This is a genomic window from Streptomyces sp. NBC_01428, assembly GCF_036231965.1.
In the GTDB taxonomy this organism is placed as follows: domain Bacteria; phylum Actinomycetota; class Actinomycetes; order Streptomycetales; family Streptomycetaceae; genus Streptomyces.
In genome coordinates, this window is sequence record NZ_CP109499.1 from 2,633,372 (window position 1) to 2,652,103 (window position 18,732).

17 protein-coding genes are annotated in these 18,732 nt (G+C 70.6%); 9 read left to right on the forward strand and 8 right to left on the reverse strand.

Annotated features, from left to right (window positions below; translation table 11 throughout):
- Positions 1-275: 275 nt before the first annotated feature.
- Positions 276-755, forward strand: coding sequence for an adenylyltransferase/cytidyltransferase family protein (locus OG406_RS11330; RefSeq protein WP_241539808.1), 480 nt, complete (start codon positions 276-278; stop codon positions 753-755).
- Here the strand turns inward: OG406_RS11330 and OG406_RS11335 are convergent.
- The gene (locus tag OG406_RS11335; protein ID WP_329185563.1) at positions 715-1,440 is read right to left on the reverse strand and encodes a CDP-alcohol phosphatidyltransferase family protein; all 726 of its coding nucleotides are present in this window, start codon (positions 1,438-1,440) and stop codon (positions 715-717) included. The two genes, OG406_RS11330 and OG406_RS11335, sit on opposite strands and share 41 nt — an antisense overlap.
- A 249-nt stretch (positions 1,441-1,689) precedes the next feature.
- Here OG406_RS11335 and OG406_RS11340 point away from each other — a divergent pair, with 249 nt between their 5' ends.
- The 5 genes from OG406_RS11340 (at position 1,690) to OG406_RS11360 (ending at position 6,413) form a co-directional block, all read left to right on the forward strand.
- Positions 1,690-2,550, forward strand: coding sequence for a class II fructose-bisphosphate aldolase (locus tag OG406_RS11340; protein ID WP_081219870.1), 861 nt, complete (start codon positions 1,690-1,692; stop codon positions 2,548-2,550).
- A gap of 4 nt (positions 2,551-2,554) precedes the next feature.
- On the forward strand, positions 2,555-3,406 hold the full coding sequence (locus tag OG406_RS11345; protein WP_164375161.1) for an HAD-IA family hydrolase: 852 nt from the start codon (positions 2,555-2,557) through the stop codon (positions 3,404-3,406).
- 123 nt (positions 3,407-3,529) lie between these two features.
- Positions 3,530-4,186 (forward strand): dihydroxyacetone kinase subunit DhaL, encoded by a 657-nt coding sequence (gene dhaL / locus OG406_RS11350; RefSeq protein ID WP_164375162.1) that lies wholly within the window; start codon positions 3,530-3,532, stop codon positions 4,184-4,186.
- 67 nt (positions 4,187-4,253) lie between these two features.
- Positions 4,254-5,249, forward strand: coding sequence for a dihydroxyacetone kinase subunit DhaK (gene dhaK / locus OG406_RS11355; RefSeq protein WP_266617175.1), 996 nt, complete (start codon positions 4,254-4,256; stop codon positions 5,247-5,249).
- Positions 5,250-5,372: 123 nt separating this feature from the next.
- A complete protein-coding gene (locus OG406_RS11360) occupies positions 5,373-6,413 on the forward strand; it encodes a YdcF family protein (protein ID WP_329185568.1) in 1,041 nt (346 codons plus the stop codon).
- Positions 6,414-6,503: 90 nt separating this feature from the next.
- On the opposite strand, the gene OG406_RS11365 is transcribed toward OG406_RS11360, so the two are convergent.
- A complete protein-coding gene (locus OG406_RS11365) occupies positions 6,504-7,721 on the reverse strand; it encodes a PP2C family protein-serine/threonine phosphatase (protein ID WP_329185569.1) in 1,218 nt (405 codons plus the stop codon).
- A gap of 130 nt (positions 7,722-7,851) precedes the next feature.
- On the opposite strand from OG406_RS11365, the gene OG406_RS11370 reads away from it, so the two are divergent.
- Positions 7,852-8,022 (forward strand): hydrophobic protein, encoded by a 171-nt coding sequence (locus OG406_RS11370; protein WP_067385923.1) that lies wholly within the window; start codon positions 7,852-7,854, stop codon positions 8,020-8,022.
- A gap of 525 nt (positions 8,023-8,547) precedes the next feature.
- On the opposite strand, the gene OG406_RS11375 is transcribed toward OG406_RS11370, so the two are convergent.
- Entirely contained in the window at positions 8,548-9,876 is a 1,329-nt protein-coding gene (locus OG406_RS11375) for a class I SAM-dependent RNA methyltransferase (RefSeq protein WP_081219864.1), read from the reverse strand.
- Positions 9,877-10,050: 174 nt separating this feature from the next.
- The gene (locus OG406_RS11380; protein WP_164375166.1) at positions 10,051-12,099 is read right to left on the reverse strand and encodes an APC family permease; all 2,049 of its coding nucleotides are present in this window, start codon (positions 12,097-12,099) and stop codon (positions 10,051-10,053) included.
- Positions 12,100-12,523: 424 nt separating this feature from the next.
- On the opposite strand from OG406_RS11380, the gene OG406_RS11385 reads away from it, so the two are divergent.
- Positions 12,524-13,195 (forward strand): potassium channel family protein, encoded by a 672-nt coding sequence (locus OG406_RS11385; protein WP_329185573.1) that lies wholly within the window; start codon positions 12,524-12,526, stop codon positions 13,193-13,195.
- Positions 13,195-13,872: a potassium channel family protein gene (locus OG406_RS11390; RefSeq protein ID WP_081219861.1), complete on the forward strand. Its 678-nt coding sequence runs from the start codon at positions 13,195-13,197 to the stop codon at positions 13,870-13,872. The genes OG406_RS11385 and OG406_RS11390 overlap by 1 nt, the downstream gene beginning before the upstream one ends.
- Positions 13,873-14,068: 196 nt before the next feature.
- Here OG406_RS11390 and OG406_RS11395 read toward each other — a convergent pair whose 3' ends face one another.
- From OG406_RS11395 to OG406_RS11410, 4 genes are all read right to left on the reverse strand, one after another.
- Entirely contained in the window at positions 14,069-14,827 is a 759-nt protein-coding gene (locus tag OG406_RS11395; RefSeq protein ID WP_081219860.1) for a DUF3159 domain-containing protein, read from the reverse strand.
- 3 nt (positions 14,828-14,830) lie between these two features.
- Entirely contained in the window at positions 14,831-15,229 is a 399-nt protein-coding gene (locus OG406_RS11400) for an OB-fold nucleic acid binding domain-containing protein (protein ID WP_081219859.1), read from the reverse strand.
- Positions 15,230-15,419: 190 nt separating this feature from the next.
- Entirely contained in the window at positions 15,420-16,103 is a 684-nt protein-coding gene (locus OG406_RS11405) for a response regulator (protein WP_164375168.1), read from the reverse strand.
- Entirely contained in the window at positions 16,100-18,643 is a 2,544-nt protein-coding gene (locus OG406_RS11410) for an ATP-binding protein (protein ID WP_164375169.1), read from the reverse strand. Before OG406_RS11410 ends, OG406_RS11405 begins: the two co-directional genes overlap by 4 nt.
- Between the last annotated feature and the right edge of the window lie 89 nt (positions 18,644-18,732).

An 18,732-nucleotide genomic window follows, 5' to 3' on the forward strand; every position in this document is an offset into this window, starting at 1 on the left:
CCCGCCGGACCGGCGACCCCCGTACCGCTCCGGTCACGACGCTCGTCGTGGGTATGTGTCACGCGACGAAACCTTCCCCCCGGCCGCCACTGCGGCCTCCCCTGTGTGTCTGCGTCCCACGGGACCCCCCGGTCCCCGCTCCGGTCGAAAGTGACCCAGGACGCACCCTAATTGTTCACCCTCCCTGCACCATGCATGAACGCTATCGTCAAAGTCCGCGCATCCCCCGGAAAGGGGTGCGCTCTGGGGGCCAAAAACGAACAAGGGGGGCACTTGTGCCATCGAGCAAGCCGTACCGCGTGGGCTACGCACCGGGCGCCTACGATCTCTTCCACATAGGGCACTTGAACATCCTGCGTCACGCACGTGCCCAGTGCGACTACCTGGTGGCCGGCGTCGTCTCGGACGAAATGGCCGAGCACGCCAAGGGCAGGCTTCCGATGATCCCGCTGGTGGAGCGGCTGGAGATCGTCCGCAGCATCAAGCACGTCGACGCGGCGTTCGTGGAGACCGTGCCGGACAAGCTGGAGACGTGGAAGCAGGTCCGCTTCGACGTCATCTTCAAGGGTGACGACTGGCGGGACACCCCGAAGGGTGAGCGGCTGGAGAAGGACTTCGCCACCGTGGGGGTGGACGTCGTCTACTTCCCGTACACCGTGCACACGTCGAGCACCCAGCTGCGGCGCGCCATCGACGCCCTGGACGGGACGCGGTTCAACGACGAACTGCGGACAGCTCCCGGAACCACTTGGTGAGGAACGCGGCCAGGAAGAGCACGGCGGCGACGGCGAGGAGGCTGTAGGCCCACCGGAAGGCGCTGCCGCCGCCGAGCAGCAGGAACACCAGGCAGAACACCCCGTGGTCGACCGGGAGCAGGGCCACCGCGCGCACCGTGGAGGGCTCGGGGGTCCGGTCGCCCGGGGCGGCCTTGGGCTTGAGCTTCTCGGTGAGCAGCCCGCCGAAGAACGTGACGACGGCGGCGAGCTGGAAGCCGAGCGGCACGAGCAGCCAGGCGTCGGCCCCGGTCCCGAAGTGACCGGGGTGGCGGTAGAAGGCGATCAGCACGGCGGTGTGCAGTGCGGTGATCTTGGCGCAGTCGACCACGTGGTCGAGCCATTCACCGGCCGCGCTGCCGCCGCCGCGCAGCCGGGCGAGCTGCCCGTCGGCCGAGTCGAAGGCGAAGCCGACGGCCAGCCCGAGCCACACCAGGAGGCCCGCGGCCCAGGTGGGCGCGGCGAGCGCGGCCGTCGCGACCGCGGCGAAACTGAACGTCGCGCTGATCAGCGTGACGCGGTTGGGCGTCAGCCCGAGCCGGTAGGCCCCGGCGGCGAGATACCGGCCCACCGGCCGGTTCACGAACCGCGAATACAGCGATACGCCCTTGGCGCTCTTCTGCGCGGACTTCAGCCGTATCAGCGCGGACGTCGTCGTAGTGCTCATGGATCCCCCCGGACCTCATCACGCACGGCCTCCCCGGCCGCTCCCCTGATCCACATCATCACAGCAGTCGACGGGCGATGGCGAACGATCGAAAAACTGACCGGAAACGAAACGCGTCGGAAAACTGACGGAAGGTGACGGAAGCCCCACCCCTTTCCCGCCCTTCCCCGGAGCTTCCCCGACAAAAGTGGCGGGGCGCCGTCGGCGGGCGTGGAATGGGAGGGGTGGGGCCGCAAACGTGGAGGCGTCGTGGGTGTTGCACCGCTGACCGAGATCCTCTCCGGACCGTTCGCCGAGCGCTACGCCGTACCGGCCATCAACGTCTTCAACGACCTGACGATGGAGGCCGTACTGGCCGCGGCGGTGGAGCAGCGGTCGCCCCTGATCGTGCAGACCTCCGTCAAGACGGTGAAGTCGATCGGCAGCGACGTTCTGTATGCGATGTGGACCGCCATGACCGCCGGGATCGAGGTGCCGGTCGCCCTGCACCTCGATCACTGTCCGGAGCGGGAGGTCATCACGGAGTGTCTGCGACGGGGCTGGAACTCGGTGCTCTTCGACGCCTCGAAGCTGCCGGTCGAGGAGAACATGCGGCAGACGGTCGAGGTGGTCGCGGAGGCCCGTGCGTACGGGGCGGCCGTCGAGGGTGAGATCGAGTCGATCACGGGCGTGGAGGACGGCGTCGGCAGCGACACCGCGGCCGAACAGCAGACGCTGGAGGTCGCCCTGGAGTTCCTGCGGACCACCGGCGTCGACGTCTTCGCGCCGGCGATCGGGAACGCCCACGGGTCGTACAAGCAGGCTCCGGTGCTCGACGCCCAGCGGGTCTCCGACATCGTGGCGGCGCATCCGGTGCCGATCGCGCTGCACGGCGGGAGCGGGCTGTCCGACGAGCAGTTCCACGACCTGATCTCCCGGGGCTGCGCGAAGGTCAACATCTCCACCGCCCTCAAGGAGAAGTTCATGAAGTCGAGCCTGGCCTTCCTGGAGACGGCGGCGGAGCGGCAGAAGTGGGACCCGCCCTCGCTGTTCAGGTCCGTGCGCCAGGACGTCATCGACATGACCGGTTCGCTGATGACCCTGTTCGGCAGCGCCGGCCGGGCGGGATGACACCGTGTCCGCGCTGGTCTACGACTGCGACGGCGTCCTCGCCGACACCGAGCGCTACGGACATCTGCCCGCGTTCAACGCCACGTTCGAGGAGTTCGGGCTGCCGGTGCGGTGGAGCGACACCGACTACGCGGAGAAGGTGAAGGTCGGCGGCGGCAAGGAGCGGATGAAGACGCTGCTGACCCCCGACTTCGTCGCCGCGGCCGGCCTGCCCACGGACCGGGACGCGCTGGACGAGGAGGTCGCCCGCTGGCACCGGCGCAAGACCGAGATCTACACCGGGATCATCCGCAGCGGAGCCATTCCGCCCCGCCCGGGGGTGCGGCGGATCGCCGAGGCGGCGCACGCGGCGGGCTGGACCCTGGCGGTCGCCTCCACCTCGGCCGAGGCGTCCGTCCGCAGCGTGCTCGAACTCGCGATGGGCACCGAACTGGCCGCGCGGTTCTCGGTGTTCGCCGGTGACGTGGTCCAGCGCAAGAAGCCCGCCCCGGACATCTACGCGTTCGCCGTGCGCCGGCTCGGCCTCGACCCGGCGGCCGTCGTCGCGATCGAGGACAGCCGCAACGGCATGCTCGCCGCGCTCGGCGCCGGTCTCGCCTGCGCCGTCACGACCAGCGCGTACACCGGCGAGGAGGATTTCGCGGGTGCCTCCCTCGTGGTCACCTCGCTCGGCGACCCGCCGCCGGAGGAGACCGTGACCCGGGTGCTGAACGATCCCCTCGGGGTGCACCCGGGACCGTGGGTCGAGCTCGCGGACCTCGCGGTGCTGCTCACGGCCGGAGACGCCGCGGTCGCGGGGCACTCCGGGACCCCGCTGCCCGACCCCCCTGGTTCGGCACCGCCCGCCCCGGGTTGACCGGGCACGGCGCACCCGGGCAGGGCCGGTGGTCCACGTGCCCGAGCGGGGCGGATCCCCTCCCCCGTCCCTCCCGTCGGAACCGACATCGCGCGCCGGTCAGGAGAGCCAGTCAGGAGAGTCATGACAACGCCAACGACATCCGCCGACGACCTCGCGTTCGTCGTCCGGACCATCGCCCGGACCGCGGTCGACAACGAGAAGGCCTTCGGGGACCTCGACGCCGTCGCGGGCGACGGGGACTTCGGCTTCTCGCTCGCCCGCGGCTTCGAGATCGTGCTCGCCGACTGGGACACGCTCGACCCGGAGTCGCCGCCCGAGTTCCTGAAGAAGGTCGCCATGGTGATCTCCAAGCGGGTCGGCGGCACCTCCGGACCGCTGTGGGGCACCGCCTTCCTGCGGGCCGCCATGACCGTGAAGGACCGCGACGAACTGGACGCGGCCGACGCGGTCGCCATGCTCCGGGCCGCCGCGGAGGGGATCAAGGCCCGCGGCAGGTCCGATCTCGGGGACAAGACGCTGCTGGACGCGCTCATCCCGATGACGGACGCGCTGGAGCGGCGGACGGCCGAGGGCGAACCGCCCGCCACGGCCGCGGAACTCGCCGCGCTGGCCGCCACCACGGCCCGTACCGCGGCGGACGCGACGACGCCGATGCAGGCGCGACGCGGCCGCCAGAGCTACACCGGCGAGCGCAGCATCGGCTCCCCGGACCCCGGAGCGGTGGCGGTCGCGGTGATGGCGGAGCGCGTCGCGGCCGAGTGGGAGGCACGCGGCTGACCCTGGGCGGCACCGTCGCACGAACCGCCCCCGGCACCCCGGGCGACGAGATCACGAGGAGCACGGCATGAAGAAGTTCGTCAACGACCCGAAGGACTACGTCGCCGAGATGCTGGAGGGACTGGCGCTGGCCAACCCCGACACCCTCAGGTACGTCCCCGAGTACAACCTGATCATGCGCGCCGACGCCCCGCAGGACAACAAGGTCTCGATCGTGCAGGGCTCGGGATCCGGTCACGAGCCCGCGCACGTGATGACGGTCGGCAAGGGCATGCTCGACGCGGCCTGTCCGGGCGACGTGTTCGCGGCGCCGCCCGCCGACTTCGTCTACGAGACGGTCAAGCGGGTCGCCTCGCCCAAGGGCGTGCTGCTGCTGGTCAACAACTACACGGGCGACCGGATGGCCTTCGAGATGGCCGAGGAACTGTCGCAGGCCGACGGCGTGACCGTCCGGACCCTGTTCATCGACGACGACGTGGCCGTGCAGGACTCGACGTACACGGTCGGCCGTCGCGGGGTGGCCGGCAACTTCTTCGTGATGAAGGCGGTCGGCGCGGCCGCCGAGCGGGGCGCCGACCTCGACGAGATCTACCGGATCGGCGAGAAGGTCAACTCCCTCACCCGCACGATGGGCATGGCACTCACCGCGTGCACGCCACCGGCGAAGGGCTCGCCACTCTTCGAACTCCCCGACGACGCGGTCGAGATGGGAGTGGGCATCCACGGTGAACCGGGCCGCGAGCGGGAGAAGCTCCAGTCCGCGAACGCGATGGTCGGGGAGCTGGTCGACGCGGTGGTCGAGGACCTTCCCTTCGCCTCGGGCGACGCGGTGGCCCTGATGGCCAACGGCCTCGGCGGCACCCCGATCGGCGAGCTGTACCTGGTCTACGGCCTGGCCCACAAGCAGCTCGCCGAACGCGGGATCGGCGTCTGGCGGAGCTACGTGGGCGAGTACTGCACGTCCCTCGACATGGCCGGCGCCTCGATCACCCTGGTCCGCCTGGACGACGAGATCAGGGAACTCCTGAGCGACCCGGCGGAGATCCCCATCCGGGTGTTCTGAGAGCACACCCACCACGCGACGGCGGCCCGGGATCCGAGCCTCTCCGGCGGACGCGGGCGTGGCAGGAGACGGCCATCGGGACCGGGGCGGCCGGCCCCGGGGCCCGCCTCGTAGCATGGGCGCATGGTGGCCTTTGTACCGTCGTTCGTCTGCTTCTTCTTGTTCTGCGTAGGGGTGGTACGGGACCGCCGCCGGGTCGGCAACGCCGTCCTCCTCGGGCTCGCCGTCGTCTTCGCCGCGATCGCGCTCTTCCTGCACCTGGCCTCCGAGAAGGCCCAGTTGGGCCACGACCTCGGTGTCGCGCTGTTGACCCTGGCGGCCCTGGGCGTGGTCACGCTGGCCTGGTTCCTCATCGCCAACGGGATCACCATGGTGCGCAAGGAGGGCAGAAGCCCGGCGAACCTGCTGTCCCTGGGAGCGGGCGTCGCCCTGGTCGCCCTGCTCGCCCTGCTGGTCACGGCGCTGGTGCTGCACACGCACACGCTCCTGGTGGTGGCGGCGACAACGGTCGCGCTCGCCGGGTACGTCGCCTTCATGTTCCTGTGTTTCCTCTTCTACGGCGCGCTGTACGGGCGTCTGCGCATCCGGCGCCGGGCGGACTACGTGGTGGTCCTCGGCTCGGGCCTGATCGGCGGCACCACCGTGCCCCCGCTGCTGGCCGGCCGCCTCGACCGCGCCCGCAAGGAGCACGCGCGGCTCTCACGGAGGGGGCGGCGACCGGTGCTGCTCACCTCCGGCGGACAGGGACCCGACGAGAAGCTGCCGGAGTCGCACGCGATGGCCGACTACCTGGTCACCCAGGGCTTCCCCGCCGACCTGATCGAGCGCGAGGACCGCTCGACGACCACGGACGAGAACCTGACGTTCAGCAAGGCCCTGATGGAGAAGGCGAATCCGGACTACCGCTGCGTGATCGTCACGAACAACTACCACGTCTTCCGCGCCGCGGTCACCGCCCGCCGCACCGGCGTCCGGGGCCACGTGATCGGCGCCCCGACGGCGTCGTACTTCTGGCCGAGCGCCATGATCCGCGAGTTCGTGGCACTCCTCGTCGCCTACCGCCGCACCAACGCGGCGATCTTCCTGCTCGTCCTGCTGAGCGGCCTGTTCATCTGGTGGCTGGGGTGGCCGTCGACGGGGGCGGTCGCCCTGGCAGGTCATTAGCCGCACCGCCGGCGCGAGGCAACGAGCGCCAAGGTGGCCGAGGCCGGCATCCGCGGTCGCCGGAGCGGCGGGTGACGCCGACGCCCGTCGTCACACCTCGGCGTGGCCGGCGTCGGCGCGACCGTTCCAGTCGAGGCAGACGACCGAGGCGTCGGCGGCGAGTTCCCTGCTGCCGAAGTGTTCGAACAGGCCGTCGACCATGGCCCGGGCGGCCTCGTGCGGGGGCTCTTCGCGTGTGGCGCCGAGGGTCTGACGCAGGGCCCGCTCCGCGAAGGTTCCGCCGTCGCCGGAGAGTGCGCCGTGCACCCCGGTGCTGAGCACGATCAGGCGGTCACCCGGTTCGACCTGGAACACCTGCTCCTCGTAAGGGGTCTCCTCGAACATGCCGAGGGGGAGCTGGGCTTCGAGTTCGATCTGCTCGATCGTGTCGTCGCGCTGGCGGTACAGCTGAGGCGAACCCGCGTCGACGGCTCGTACGGTGCCCGAGTCCAGGTCGAACTTCAGCAGCAGGGTCGACGCGTACTTCTTGCCTCCGTACTGGGCGAAGAGCGCCTGGTCGGCCAGGCACGCCTGGTCGGCGAGGCCGATCCCGGCGCGGCGTGCGTTGCGCAGGGCACCGACGGCGAGGCTCGTGAGCAGGGAGGCGTCGATGCCCTGGCCCATGCCGTCGGTGACGGTGAGGGTGAGGTGGTCGGCATCGGTCGACCAGTCGAAGTTGTCGCCGCCGATGGTGTAGGCGGGCTCCAGATGGGCGCCGATGACGTACTCCCGGCGCGCGCAGCCACGGCCGGGCAGGAGCTGCCACTGCATCTCGGCGGCGAGGGTGAGCCGTCGGGTGCGACGCGCCTGCAGATACAGATCGGTGTCGCGGCCCGCGGTGATCACTTCGTGGGCCAGAACGGTGGCGAAGTCGGCGAGTTGGAGCACGGTGGTGGTGTCGGTCGCGCCGCTGGGCAGCCGGACGGAGAGCACCCCGTGCCGGTCGCCGCGGACGCTGAGGGGCAGATGAACGGTCTGGGTAGGGCTGGAGACGCTGGTGATCTCCACGACCGGTGTCTGGCTGAGGAACGCCCGGCCGGCCGGCCCCTTGTGCACGGGGATCGGGTCGTCGGTGTGGGGCAGGTGGGTGACCGGCTGGAGGACCCTCAGTCCGTAGTCGGCGAGAAGGACGGTCACGTCCTCGGCCCCGACACGTTCCGCGAGGAGCCGCCGCGCGGTGGCGACCAGCTCGTGGGGTGGAGTGGCGCGCAGCAGGCTTTCCGCGGACGGTGCCGGCCCGGCCGGCTCGGATGTGCTCACGCTGTCCACTCTCCTCTTCCGCCGTCCCGTTCTTTCCTCGCGGCGTCCACGCTATCCGTCTGCCCTGAAAGACGAAAAGAAGGTCGGCGTGCATGGAGATCGATCCGCAGGGCACACGAGGGTCCGGAGGTTGATAACTATGGTTCCTATTCTTCTTGTTCTTCTGCTCGCCCTGATCCTTTTCGGTGCCGGTTTCGCACTGAAGGCGCTCTGGTGGATCGCCGTGATCGTCCTGATCGTATGGGTCCTGGGCTTCGTGATCCGTCCGACGGCAAGCGGCGGCAAGCGTGGCCGCTGGTACCGCTGGTAGACAGCCCGAACAGCACGCATACACGCATACATGGGTGGGGCCCGACGTCGTGACGTCGGGCCCCACCCATGTGCCGTTCCGGTGCACACGGGACGAAAGGGATGACCATTCCCCTTCGGGGTAGGAGGGCCGCAGCGGCCGGAGGCGGCGTGACGCCAGGAACCATGGCCCTCCAGCACCCCGCCTCCGGCCGTCCGCCCGACACACGGCACGGATGTGTGAACCGGGAGAACATGGGAACTCGAATTCCTGAAGGAACGTCACCGAATTCCGACGCCATCTGAAATGCCGCGACAGCACGACGCGGACGGCCACGCAATGCGGTGAGAGGGTCCGGAGTTCGACAAGGACAAACACACCGGCGACACCGGCCACCCGAGCGGTTCGCCGGCCGCCACCGGACGCGGCGCGGCATCCGACCGCGGCACCGGTCAAGAGACCAAGAAACGGGCCCCACCGGAAACACTCCGGCGGGGCCCGTTCTCGTACGCCCGAACGACCGTCGGGCGCGACACCGTCTACAGATCAGGCGTCCTTCTTCACCGGCTCCAGAATCGCCACGCACTCCACGTGATGCGTCATCGGGAAGAGGTCGAACGCGCGCAGCGTGCGCACCTTGTAGCCGCCGTCCCGGAAGTACGCGATGTCCCGGGCCAGTGCCGCCGGGTCGCAGGCCACGTACGCGATCTTGCGGGCGCCCAGCGACACCAGGTGCTCGACCGTCTTCTTGCCGGCGCCCGCGCGGGGCGGGTCCAGGACGATGAGGTCGACCTCGGCGATGCCGGTGCGCGGGAGGACCGCCTCGACCTTGCCCTGCTCGATGCGGACGCGCTCGAAGCCGGCGAGGTTGTGCCGGGCGTCCTCGACCGCGCGCTTGCCGGACTCGATGCCGAGGACCGCGCCCTGGTCGCCGATGCGGTCGGCGAGGGCGCCGGCGAAGAGGCCGACACCGCAGTACAGGTCGAGGGCCATGTCGCCCTTGCGCGGCAGCAGGCCCTGCATGACGGCCTTGACGAGGGTGTCTGCGGCCATCGGGTGGACCTGCCAGAAGCCGCCGCTGCCGACCCGGTAGGTACGGCCGTCGGCCCGCTCGCGGACGAACGCGCGGCCGTGGACGCGGTGGATGCCGCCGTCCTGTTCGGCGACCCGCATCACGGAGACCGGCTTGTCGAGCTCGACGAGCGGAAGGCGGGCGCCGGGCTGCGGCTCCAGGATGACCATGCGGTCCTGGGAACCGGTGGCCGCGATCGCGTCGACGGACACCATGCCGGCCCAGTCGCGCTCCTCGATGCCGAGCTCGGTGACGCCCTCGGCGGCGATCATGCAGCGCTCGACGGGCTCGACCTCGTGCGAGCGGTGACGGCGCAGACCGGCGTTGCCGTCCGCGTCGACCGCGTACTGCACGCGCGTGCGCCAGGCCGGGACCTCACCCGCGGGAAGCTTGTCGCCCTCGGCGGGCATCACCGTGCCGTCCCAGCCGGCCTCCTCGGGCGTGAGGCCCGCGAGACGCTGCAGCTGCTCGGCGATGACCTCGCCCTTCAGGCGGCGCTGCGCACCCGGCTTGGCGTGCTGCCAGTCGCAGCCGCCGCAGCGGCCGGGACCGGCGTAGGGGCAGGGCGCCTCGACGCGGTCCTTGGACGCGTCGACGATCCGTACCGCGTCGGCGCGCAGGAAGCGCGCGCCCTCCTCGCCCTCGGTCACGCGGGCGACGACGCGCTCACCGGGCAGCGTGTGCCGGACGAAGAGAACCTGGCCCTCGTCCGTGCGGGCGATGCAGTGCCCGCCGTGCGCGACGGGGCCGATCTCGACCTCGTACTCCTCCCCCACCAGCGATTTCTTCGGTTCTGCCTGCATGGTGGGGTGACTCCAGATGCGATGGGGGGTACGGCCGGACAACAGCCGACCAGTCTACGTGCTTCCGGCGCCCGCCGATCGCACCCGTCGGGCGGCCCGTCACCGCGACCCCGGACACGGGCCGGCCCCGGCAGGCAGTGCTCGCCCGCCGGGGCCTCGGCCTGTCGCCCGCCGTCACTTCTTGGCGGTCGGCTCCTTGGGCCGCTCGTGCGCGGGACCGCGGCGCACGGCACCCGGCGCGCTCCAGTCCTGGCGCCTGCGGGCGCGCAGCTTCGCGGCCTCGGAGGACTCCAGCTGGTAGGGCACCGAGGTGACCATGACGCCGGGGGTGAACAGCAGGCGTCCCTTGAGGCGCAGGGCGCTCTGGTTGTGCAGCAGGTGCTCGTACCAGTGGCCGACGACGTACTCGGGGATGATCACGGAGACCGCGTCGCGCGGCGACTCCTTGCGCAGGCCCTTGACGTACTCGATGACGGGCCGGGTGATCTCGCGGTAGGGCGAGTCGAGGACCTTCAGGGGGACGTCGATGCCGCGCCGCTCCCATTCGTCGCGCAGGTTCTTGGTCTCGGCCGGATCGACGTTGACGCTGAGCGCTTCGAGGGTGTCGGAGCGCAGCAGCTTGGCGTAGGCGAGGGCGCGCAGCGCGGGGCGGTGGATCTTGGACACCAGGACGACGGAGTGGACGCGCGAGGGGCGGACGCTGTCGTCGGACGGCCCCTCGGGGGCGGCCAGTTCCTCGGCGACGCGGTCGTAGTGCTTACGGATCGCGGACATCGTCACGTAGAAGATCACCATGCCGAGCAGGGCGACCCAGGCGCCGTGCGTGAACTTGGTGACGAGGACGACGACCAGGACGAGGCCGGTGAAGAAGGCGCCGAAGGCGTTGATGGCCCGGGAGCGGACCATGTGGCGCCGCTTGGCCTGGTCGGTCTCGGTGGCCAGGTGGCGGTTCCAGTGGCGGACCATGCCGGTCTGGCTGAGCGTGAAGGAGACGAACACGCCGACGATGTAGAGCTGGATCAACCGGGTCGAGTCGGATCCGTAGATGATCACGAGCATGCTCGCGGCGCCGGCCAGGAGGACGATGCCGTTCGAGAAGGCGAGACGGTCGCCGCGGGTGTGCAGCTGGCGCGGCAGGTAGCGGTCCTGGGCGAGGATCGAGCCGAGCAGCGGGAAGCCGTTGTACGCGGTGTTCGCGGCCAGGAACAGGACGAGCGCGGTGGCGGCGGCCAGCACGATGAACAGGAAGCTGCCCTTGCCGAACACGGCCTCGCCGACCTGGGAGATCACCGGGTTCTGGACGTAGTCGGCGCCGACGGCCATGCCGTTGTGGATCAGGTCGGTGGCGGGGTTCTCGGCCATGCGCACCTTGGTGACCATGGCGAGGGCGATGATGCCGCAGAACATGGTGACGGCGAGCAGACCCATCGCCGCGAGGGTGGTCGCGGCGTTCTTCGACTTCGGCTTGCGGAAGGCCGGGACGCCGTTGGAGATGGCCTCGACGCCGGTGAGGGCGGCACAGCCGGAGGAGAAGGCACGCAGCAGCAGGAAGACGAGGGCGAAGCCCGCGAGCCCCTGGTGCTCGGCCTTGATGTGGTACTGCGCGGTCGGCGCCCGCATGGTGTCGCCGAGGACGAGGCCGCGGAAGGCGCCCCACGCGATCATGATGAAGACGCCGGCGACGAAGACGTAGGTCGGGATCGCGAAGAGCTTTCCGGACTCCTTGACCCCGCGCAGGTTCATCAGCGTGAGCAGGATGATGACGGCGACGGCGCAGGGGACCTTGTGCTCCACCACGAAGGGGACCGCCGAGCCGAGGTTCTCGATGCCGGAGGCGATGGAGACGGCGACGGTCAGGATGTAGTCGACGAGCAGGGCGCTGGCGACGGTGAGGCCGGCCCGCGGCCCGAGGTTGGTGTTGGCCACCTCGTAGTCGCCGCCGCCGCTCGGGTAGGCGTGGACGTTCTGGCGGTAGGAGGCGACCACCGTGAACATCAGCACGACGACCGCGACCGCGATCCAGGGGCTGAAGTGGTAGGCCGACACGCCCGCGATGGAAAGGACCAGCAGCACTTCTCCGGGCGCGTACGCCACGGAGGAGAGCGGGTCGGATGCGAAGACGGGGAGGGCGATGCGCTTCGGCAGGAGCGTTTCGCCCAGCCGGTCGCTGCGCAACGCCCGCCCGATCAGAATCCGTTTGGGCACGTCGGTCAGTTTGGACACAACAGGGAATCGTAAGGGCTCGAACTGGCAGCCGCCCACCCGCCGTCCCTCTTCGTCTCACCATCTGCTCTCCGAGTGAAAACGGGGGCCTCTCCGGCTGCGGATTCCGTGGTCCCGGAGGCTCCCGTGTCTATATGACAAAACCCCGCACCCTGACCGCCTTGGAGAACCCATGCACCTGAGCCCGGAGCTCATCGGCGCCACCGTCGGACTGGTCGGCCTCGGAATCCTGACCCTCGCGAGTGTTCGCAGCATCACACGGCGCTGAGACCCGCCGTTCGCCGCCGTCTCCCGGCCGCCCTGTGAAAAAGCGCAGGCGACGCTGCACAGGGGTGCCGCCGGGTGACCGCGCGTGTGTAGCTTGGGCGGCGGTCTGAGACCCTGTTTGCCCGAGCTCTACCCATTGACATCCGGAAGGACGGTCGTGCACATCGTCATCATGGGCTGCGGAAGAGTGGGTTCCGCTCTTGCCCAGACCCTGGAGCAACAGGGGCACACGGTCGCCGTGATCGACCAGGACCCCACCGCCTTCCGTCGGCTGGGCTCCGGGTTCGGCGGCCGTCGTGTCACCGGAGTCGGCTTCGACCAGGACACCCTGCGCGAGGCGGGCATCGAGGAGGCCGGCGCCTTCGCCGCCGTCTCCAGCGGTGACAACTCGAACATCATCGCCGCCCGGGTGGCCCGCGAGATGTTCGGCATCGAGAACGTCGCGGCACGCATCTACGACCCGCGCCGCGCCGAGGTCTACCAGCGCCTCGGCATTCCGACCGTCGCCACCGTCCGCTGGACGGCCGACCAGATGCTCCGCAGGTTGCTCCCCTCCGGCGCCGAGCCGCTGTGGCGCGACCCCACCGGCGGCGTCCAGCTCGCCGAGGTGCACACCTCCCCCACCTGGGTGGGCCACAAGATCAGCCGACTGCAGGAGGAGACGGGCGTCCGCGTCGCGTTCCTCACCCGGCTGGGCGAGGCGGTCCTGCCGACCTCGCAGACGGTCCTCCAGGAGGGCGACCTGGTGCACGTGATGATGCGCACCGACGAGGTGGACAAGGTCGAGGCGTCGTTCGCCAAGGGCCCTGACGAAGAGGCGGGTCACTGATGAGGGTCGCCATTGCCGGTGCCGGGGCCGTGGGCCGCTCGATCGCGGGCGAACTGCTGGAGAACGGCCACGAGATCCTGCTGATCGACAAGGCTCCGACCGCCATCTCGGTCGAGCGCGTCCCGCAGGCGGAGTGGCTGCTCGCCGACGCCTGCGAGATCACCTCCCTGGACGAGGCCGCGCTCCAGCGCTGCAACGTGGTGATCGCGGCCACGGGTGACGACAAGGTCAACCTCGTCGTCTCCCTGCTCGCGAAGACCGAGTACGGGGTCCCCCGGGTCGTCGCCCGGGTGAACAACCCCAAGAACGAGTGGCTCTTCAACGAGTCGTGGGGCGTGGACGTCGCCGTCTCCACCCCGCGTCTGATGTCGGCCCTCGTCGAGGAGGCCGTGAGCGTCGGCGACCTGGTGCGGCTGCTGCGCTTCAGCCACGGCGACGCCAACCTCGTCGAGCTGACCCTGCCGCCGGAGTCCGCCCTGGCCGGCACGACCGTCGGTGACGTCGAGTGGCCCGAGGACACCTCCCTGGTGACCATCATCCGCGGCACCCGCGTCCTGACGCCCTCCCGGGAGGACTCCCTGGAGGCCGGCGACGAACTCCTCTTCGTGGCCGCCCAGGCCCGCGAGGAGCAGCTGGAGGACCTGCTGTCGGTGCGGCGCGAGGACGCGTCGAACTAGCGGTCGTTCGCGGTACGACGATGGGGGCGCCCGGAGATTCTCCGGGCGCCCCCATCGTCGTACAGGTACCGGCGAGAGTGCCGCGGCGGGCGGTGCGGTTGCGGGCTTCCCCGCGTGTGCCGCCGGTGTGCCTCGTCCGCTCGGTAGGTGCGTGCGGGCGGTGCGGGCGTCCTCGCGTCGTCCGCTCGGTCGCTGCCTACGCCTCGCGGCGGTGGCGGGCCGGGGCGGCGGTCTCGCCGCGCTCCTCGGCGAGAGCGGCCTTGCGCTCCTTCTCGGCCTTCTCCTCCGCTTCCATCTCCGCGAACACGTCGATGGGCGGCGGCGCCTTGGCCAGGAAGACCCAGGTCAGCCAGACGGCGAGCAGGAACGGCGGGATCTTCAGGGCGATGAGCACCCAGCCGAACTGGGTGGTGTCGCCCCACCAGTAGAGCGGGAAGAGCACCGCGCACTTGGCGAGCAGGATCAGGCCCCAGGCCCAACTGGCCTTCGCGTACGCCTTCTTGCGGCCGGGGTTGCGGGTGCGCCAGGAGAGGTTCTCCTTGAAGACCGGGCCGAGGATCAGGCCGATCAGCGGGACGCCCGCGAGGGTCGTGATGATGTAGGCGAGGGCGAGCCCGAGCGTGTAGAGCATGCCCGGCAGGTAGAAGTCCTTGGCGTTGCCGGTCATCATCGCGAAGACCACGCCGAAGGCGACGCCGAAGACGCCGCTGAAGGCGTGCTTCACGGTGTCGCGCCGCACCAGGCGGACCACGACGAGCAGCAGGGACACGGCGAGGGCGGCGATCGCCGACCAGTGCAGGTCCTTGTTGATCGTGAAGATGGTGACGAAGAGCAGGCCGGGCACCACCGTCTCGACCATGCCGCGCACGCCGCCGAAGGCCTCGAAGAGTGCGGCCTCCGTCACCGCCCTGGAATCCTGCTGGGGGTCTTCGGTCGGCTTGTCGAGCGACGTCACCGGCTACTCCCGTCCGAGCGGTCTGAGTTCGTACTTCGGATTGAACAGCACCCTACGGCCCCGGCTCATCGAGATGCGGCCGGAAGCGATGAGCTTGCGCCCGGGCTCGATGCCGACGATGGAGCGGCGGCCGAGCCAGACCACGTCCAGGGCGGCCGAGCCGTCGAACAGCTCGGCCTCCAGGGCCGGGACACCGGCCCGCGGCCGCAGAGTGACCGTGCGCAAGGTACCAGTAACCGTGACGATCTGCCGGTCCTGGCAGTCGCCGATACGGGTGCAGCCCGCGGTCGCGGTGTCCTCCCGCAGCTCCTCGGACTCCAGGTCCTCCTGGGTCGAGGAGAGCCGGTCCATCATGCGCCGGAACCGGCCCGCCGGCTTTTCGGAACGAGGAACAGCACTCATACCGAAAGCCTACCGGTGAGCGTTGACACCTACGTACCCACGCTTCCCCGGGGCGAACCGGGGCCCGCGGGGGTCGCCGGGACCGCCGGCGGCGTCACGTTCCGTACATGCACGCGCGTGATCGCCCGAACCGGCGTTCCCCCGCGTCCGCGCACCGCGCTACCCGTCCCGCCTCGAACGGGAAGGCGGGTCACCGCTCGAACCGGTAGCCCATTCCCGGCTCGGTCATGAAGTGCTTGGGGTGCGAGGGGTCCGCCTCCAGCTTGCGGCGCAGCTGGGCCATGTAGACCCTCAGGTAGTTCGTCTCCGTCCCGTACGAGGGTCCCCACACCTCCTGGAGGAGCTGCTTCTGGCTGACGAGCCGGCCCGTGTTGCGGACCAGGACCTCCAGCAGGTGCCACTCGGTGGGGGTGAGGCGGACGTCCCGGCCGTCGCGGTGCACCTTCTTCGCCGCCAGGTCGACGGTGAACCCCGCGGTCTCCACGATCACGTCGTCCTCGCCTCCCCCCGTGGGCTCCGCGCGGCGGACCGCGGCGCGCAGCCGGGCGAGCAGCTCGTCCATGCCGAAGGGCTTGGTGACGTAGTCGTCGGCGCCCGCGTCGAGCGCCTCGACCTTCTCGTCGGAGGAGTGCCGGGCGGACAGCACCAGGATCGGCACCCGGGTCCAGCCGCGCAGCCCCCTGATCACCTCGACGCCGTCCATGTCGGGCAGGCCGAGGTCGAGGACGATGACGTCGGGGTGCCGGGCGGCGGCGAGCTGCAGCGCGGTGGCTCCGTCGGGGGCCGCGTCGACCTCGTACTTGCGTGCCTTCAGGTTGATCACGAGGGCTCGGGTGATCTGCGGCTCGTCGTCGACCACGAGGACCCGGGTCATGAGGCCTGCCTTTCTGCGACTGCTGACGGGGCGGCCACGCCGGGTCTGCGGGCCACGGCCCGCAGCGTGAGCACCATGGTGAGTCCGCCGCCGGGGGTGTCCTCGGCGTTGAGGGTGCCGCCCATGGCCTCGGTGAAGCCGCGGGCGACGGCGAGGCCGAGGCCCACTCCGTTGCCGCGCGGGGCGTCACCGTAGCGCTGGAAGGGCGCGAAGATGCGGTCCTTGGCCTCGTCCGGGACGCCGGGGCCGCGGTCGACCACCCGGACCTCGACCCGGTCGGCGATGGCGCTCGCGGCGACCATGACCCTCGCGTCGAGGGGGCTGTACTTGACGGCGTTCTCGACGAGGTTGGCGACGGCGCGCTCCAGGAGTCCGGCGTCGACGGCGACCATCGGCAGGCTCTCGGGGATCTCCAGGTCCACGCTGTCCTCGGGGACACCGCCGAGCGCCATGGGGACCACCTCGTCGAGGTCGATCTCGCGGATCAGCGGGGCGACGGTGCCGGTCTGGAGCCGGGACATGTCCAGCAGGTTGCCCACGAGGTGGTCGAGGCGGTCGGCGCCGTCCTCGATGCCTTCCAGGAGTTCGGCCTGGTCCTCCTCGGACCAGGCGACGTCGTCCGAGCGCAGCGACGACACCGAGGCCTTGATCCCGGCGAGCGGGGTGCGCAGGTCGTGGCTGACGGCGGCCAGCAGGGCGGTGCGGATGCGGTTGCCCTCGGCCAGCTCCTTGGCCTGGTCGGCCTCGTGCTGGAGACGCTGGCGGTCGAGCACGACCGCGGCCTGGGCGGCGAAGGCCGCCAGCACCCGGCGGTCGGAGGCGGGCAGCACCCGCCCGGACAGGGCGAGCGCCATGTGGTCGCCGACGGGCATGTCCACGTCCGCGTCCTCGGGACGGGCCGAGGGATCCGGTCCGACGCTGCCGGCGCAGGTCCACGGTTCGACGTCGTTCACCCGCTCCAGCAGCGCGACGGACTCCATCGCGAAGGTCTCGCGGACCCGCTCCAGCAGGGCCTCCAGGCTGGTCTCGCCGCGCAGCACGCTGCCCGCGAGGAAGGAGAGGATCTCCGACTCGGCGCGCAGCCGCGCCGCCTGGTGGGTACGGCGGGCCGCCAGGTCCACCACCGAGGCGACGGAGACGGCGACACCCACGAAGATCACGATGGCGACGATGTTCTTCGGGTCCGCGACCGTCAGCCGGTGCAAGGGGGGTGTGTAGAAGTAGTTCAGGAGCAGGGATCCGAAGGCGGCGGAGGCGAGCGCCGGGAGGAGTCCGCCGAGCAGGGCGGCCGCGACCGTGACGGCCAGGAAGAGCAGCATGTCGTTGGCGAGGCCGAGGTCGATGGTGTTCAGCAGCAGCGCCAGCACCACCGGGCCGCCCACCCCGATCAGCCAGCCCCAGATGATCCGGGAGCGCCCGAGCCGGGCCCCGCGCGCCACGGGCAGCCCCCGGCCCTTGGCGACCTCCTCGTGGGTGACGATGTGGACGTCCAGGTCGGGTCCCGACTCGCGGGCGACGGTGACACCGACGCCCGGCCCGAAGACGTACTGCCAGGTCTTGCGGCGCGAGGAGCCGAGGACGATCTGGGTGGCGTTGACCCCGCGCGCGAAGTCCAGCAGGGAGGCGGGTATGTCGTCGCCCACCACGTGGTGGAAGGTGCCGCCCAGGTCCTCGACCAGGGTGCGCTGGAGGGCCAGCTCCTTCGGTGAGGCGGCGGTCAGCCCGTCGCTGCGCGCGATGTAGACGGCCATCACCTCGCCTCCGGCGCCCTTCTCTGCGAGCCGCGCGGCCCGCCGGATCAGCGTCCGTCCCTCGGGGCCGCCGGTCAGTCCGACGACGATCCGCTCCCGTGAACCCCAGATCTTCGAGACCCGGTGCTCGCTGCGGTACTCGGTCAGGTACTCGTCGACCCGGTCGGCGACCCAGAGCAGCGCGAGCTCACGCAGGGCCGTGAGGTTGCCCGGCCGGAAGTAGTTGGACAGCGCGGCATCGACCTTGTCCGACTTGTAGATGTTGCCGTGGGCCATACGGCGACGGAGCGCGGGTGGCGACATGTCGACCAGCTCGATCTGGTCGGCCCGCCGGACCACCTCGTCGGGCACGGTCTCCCGCTGCCGCACCCCCGTTATCGACTCGACGACGTCGCCGAGTGACTCCAGGTGCTGGATGTTGACGGTGGAGACCACGTCGATGCCGGCGGCGAGCAGTTCCTCCACGTCCTGCCAGCGCTTGGCGTTGCGCGAGCCGGGGACGTTCGTATGGGCCAGTTCGTCCACCAGGGCGACGGCGGGGGCGCGGTCGAGCACCGCGTCGACGTCCATCTCGGTGAAGGCGCCGCCCCGGTACTCCAGCTCCCGGCGCGGGACCTGCTCCAGTCCGTGCAGCATCACCTCGGTGCGGGGCCGGTGATGGTGCTCGACGAACGCCACCACGCAGTCGGTCCCGCGCTCGACGCGGCGGTGCGCCTCGGAGAGCATCGCGTACGTCTTGCCGACGCCCGGTGCCGCACCGAGATAGATCCGAAGCTTGCCGCGTCCCATGAGTCCTATTGTCTTCCTGTCACCGCCGTGTACGCAGCGTCGACCTTACGGCCAGGAATTCCGGCAAAGGGGACGAGAGGCCGGTCGGA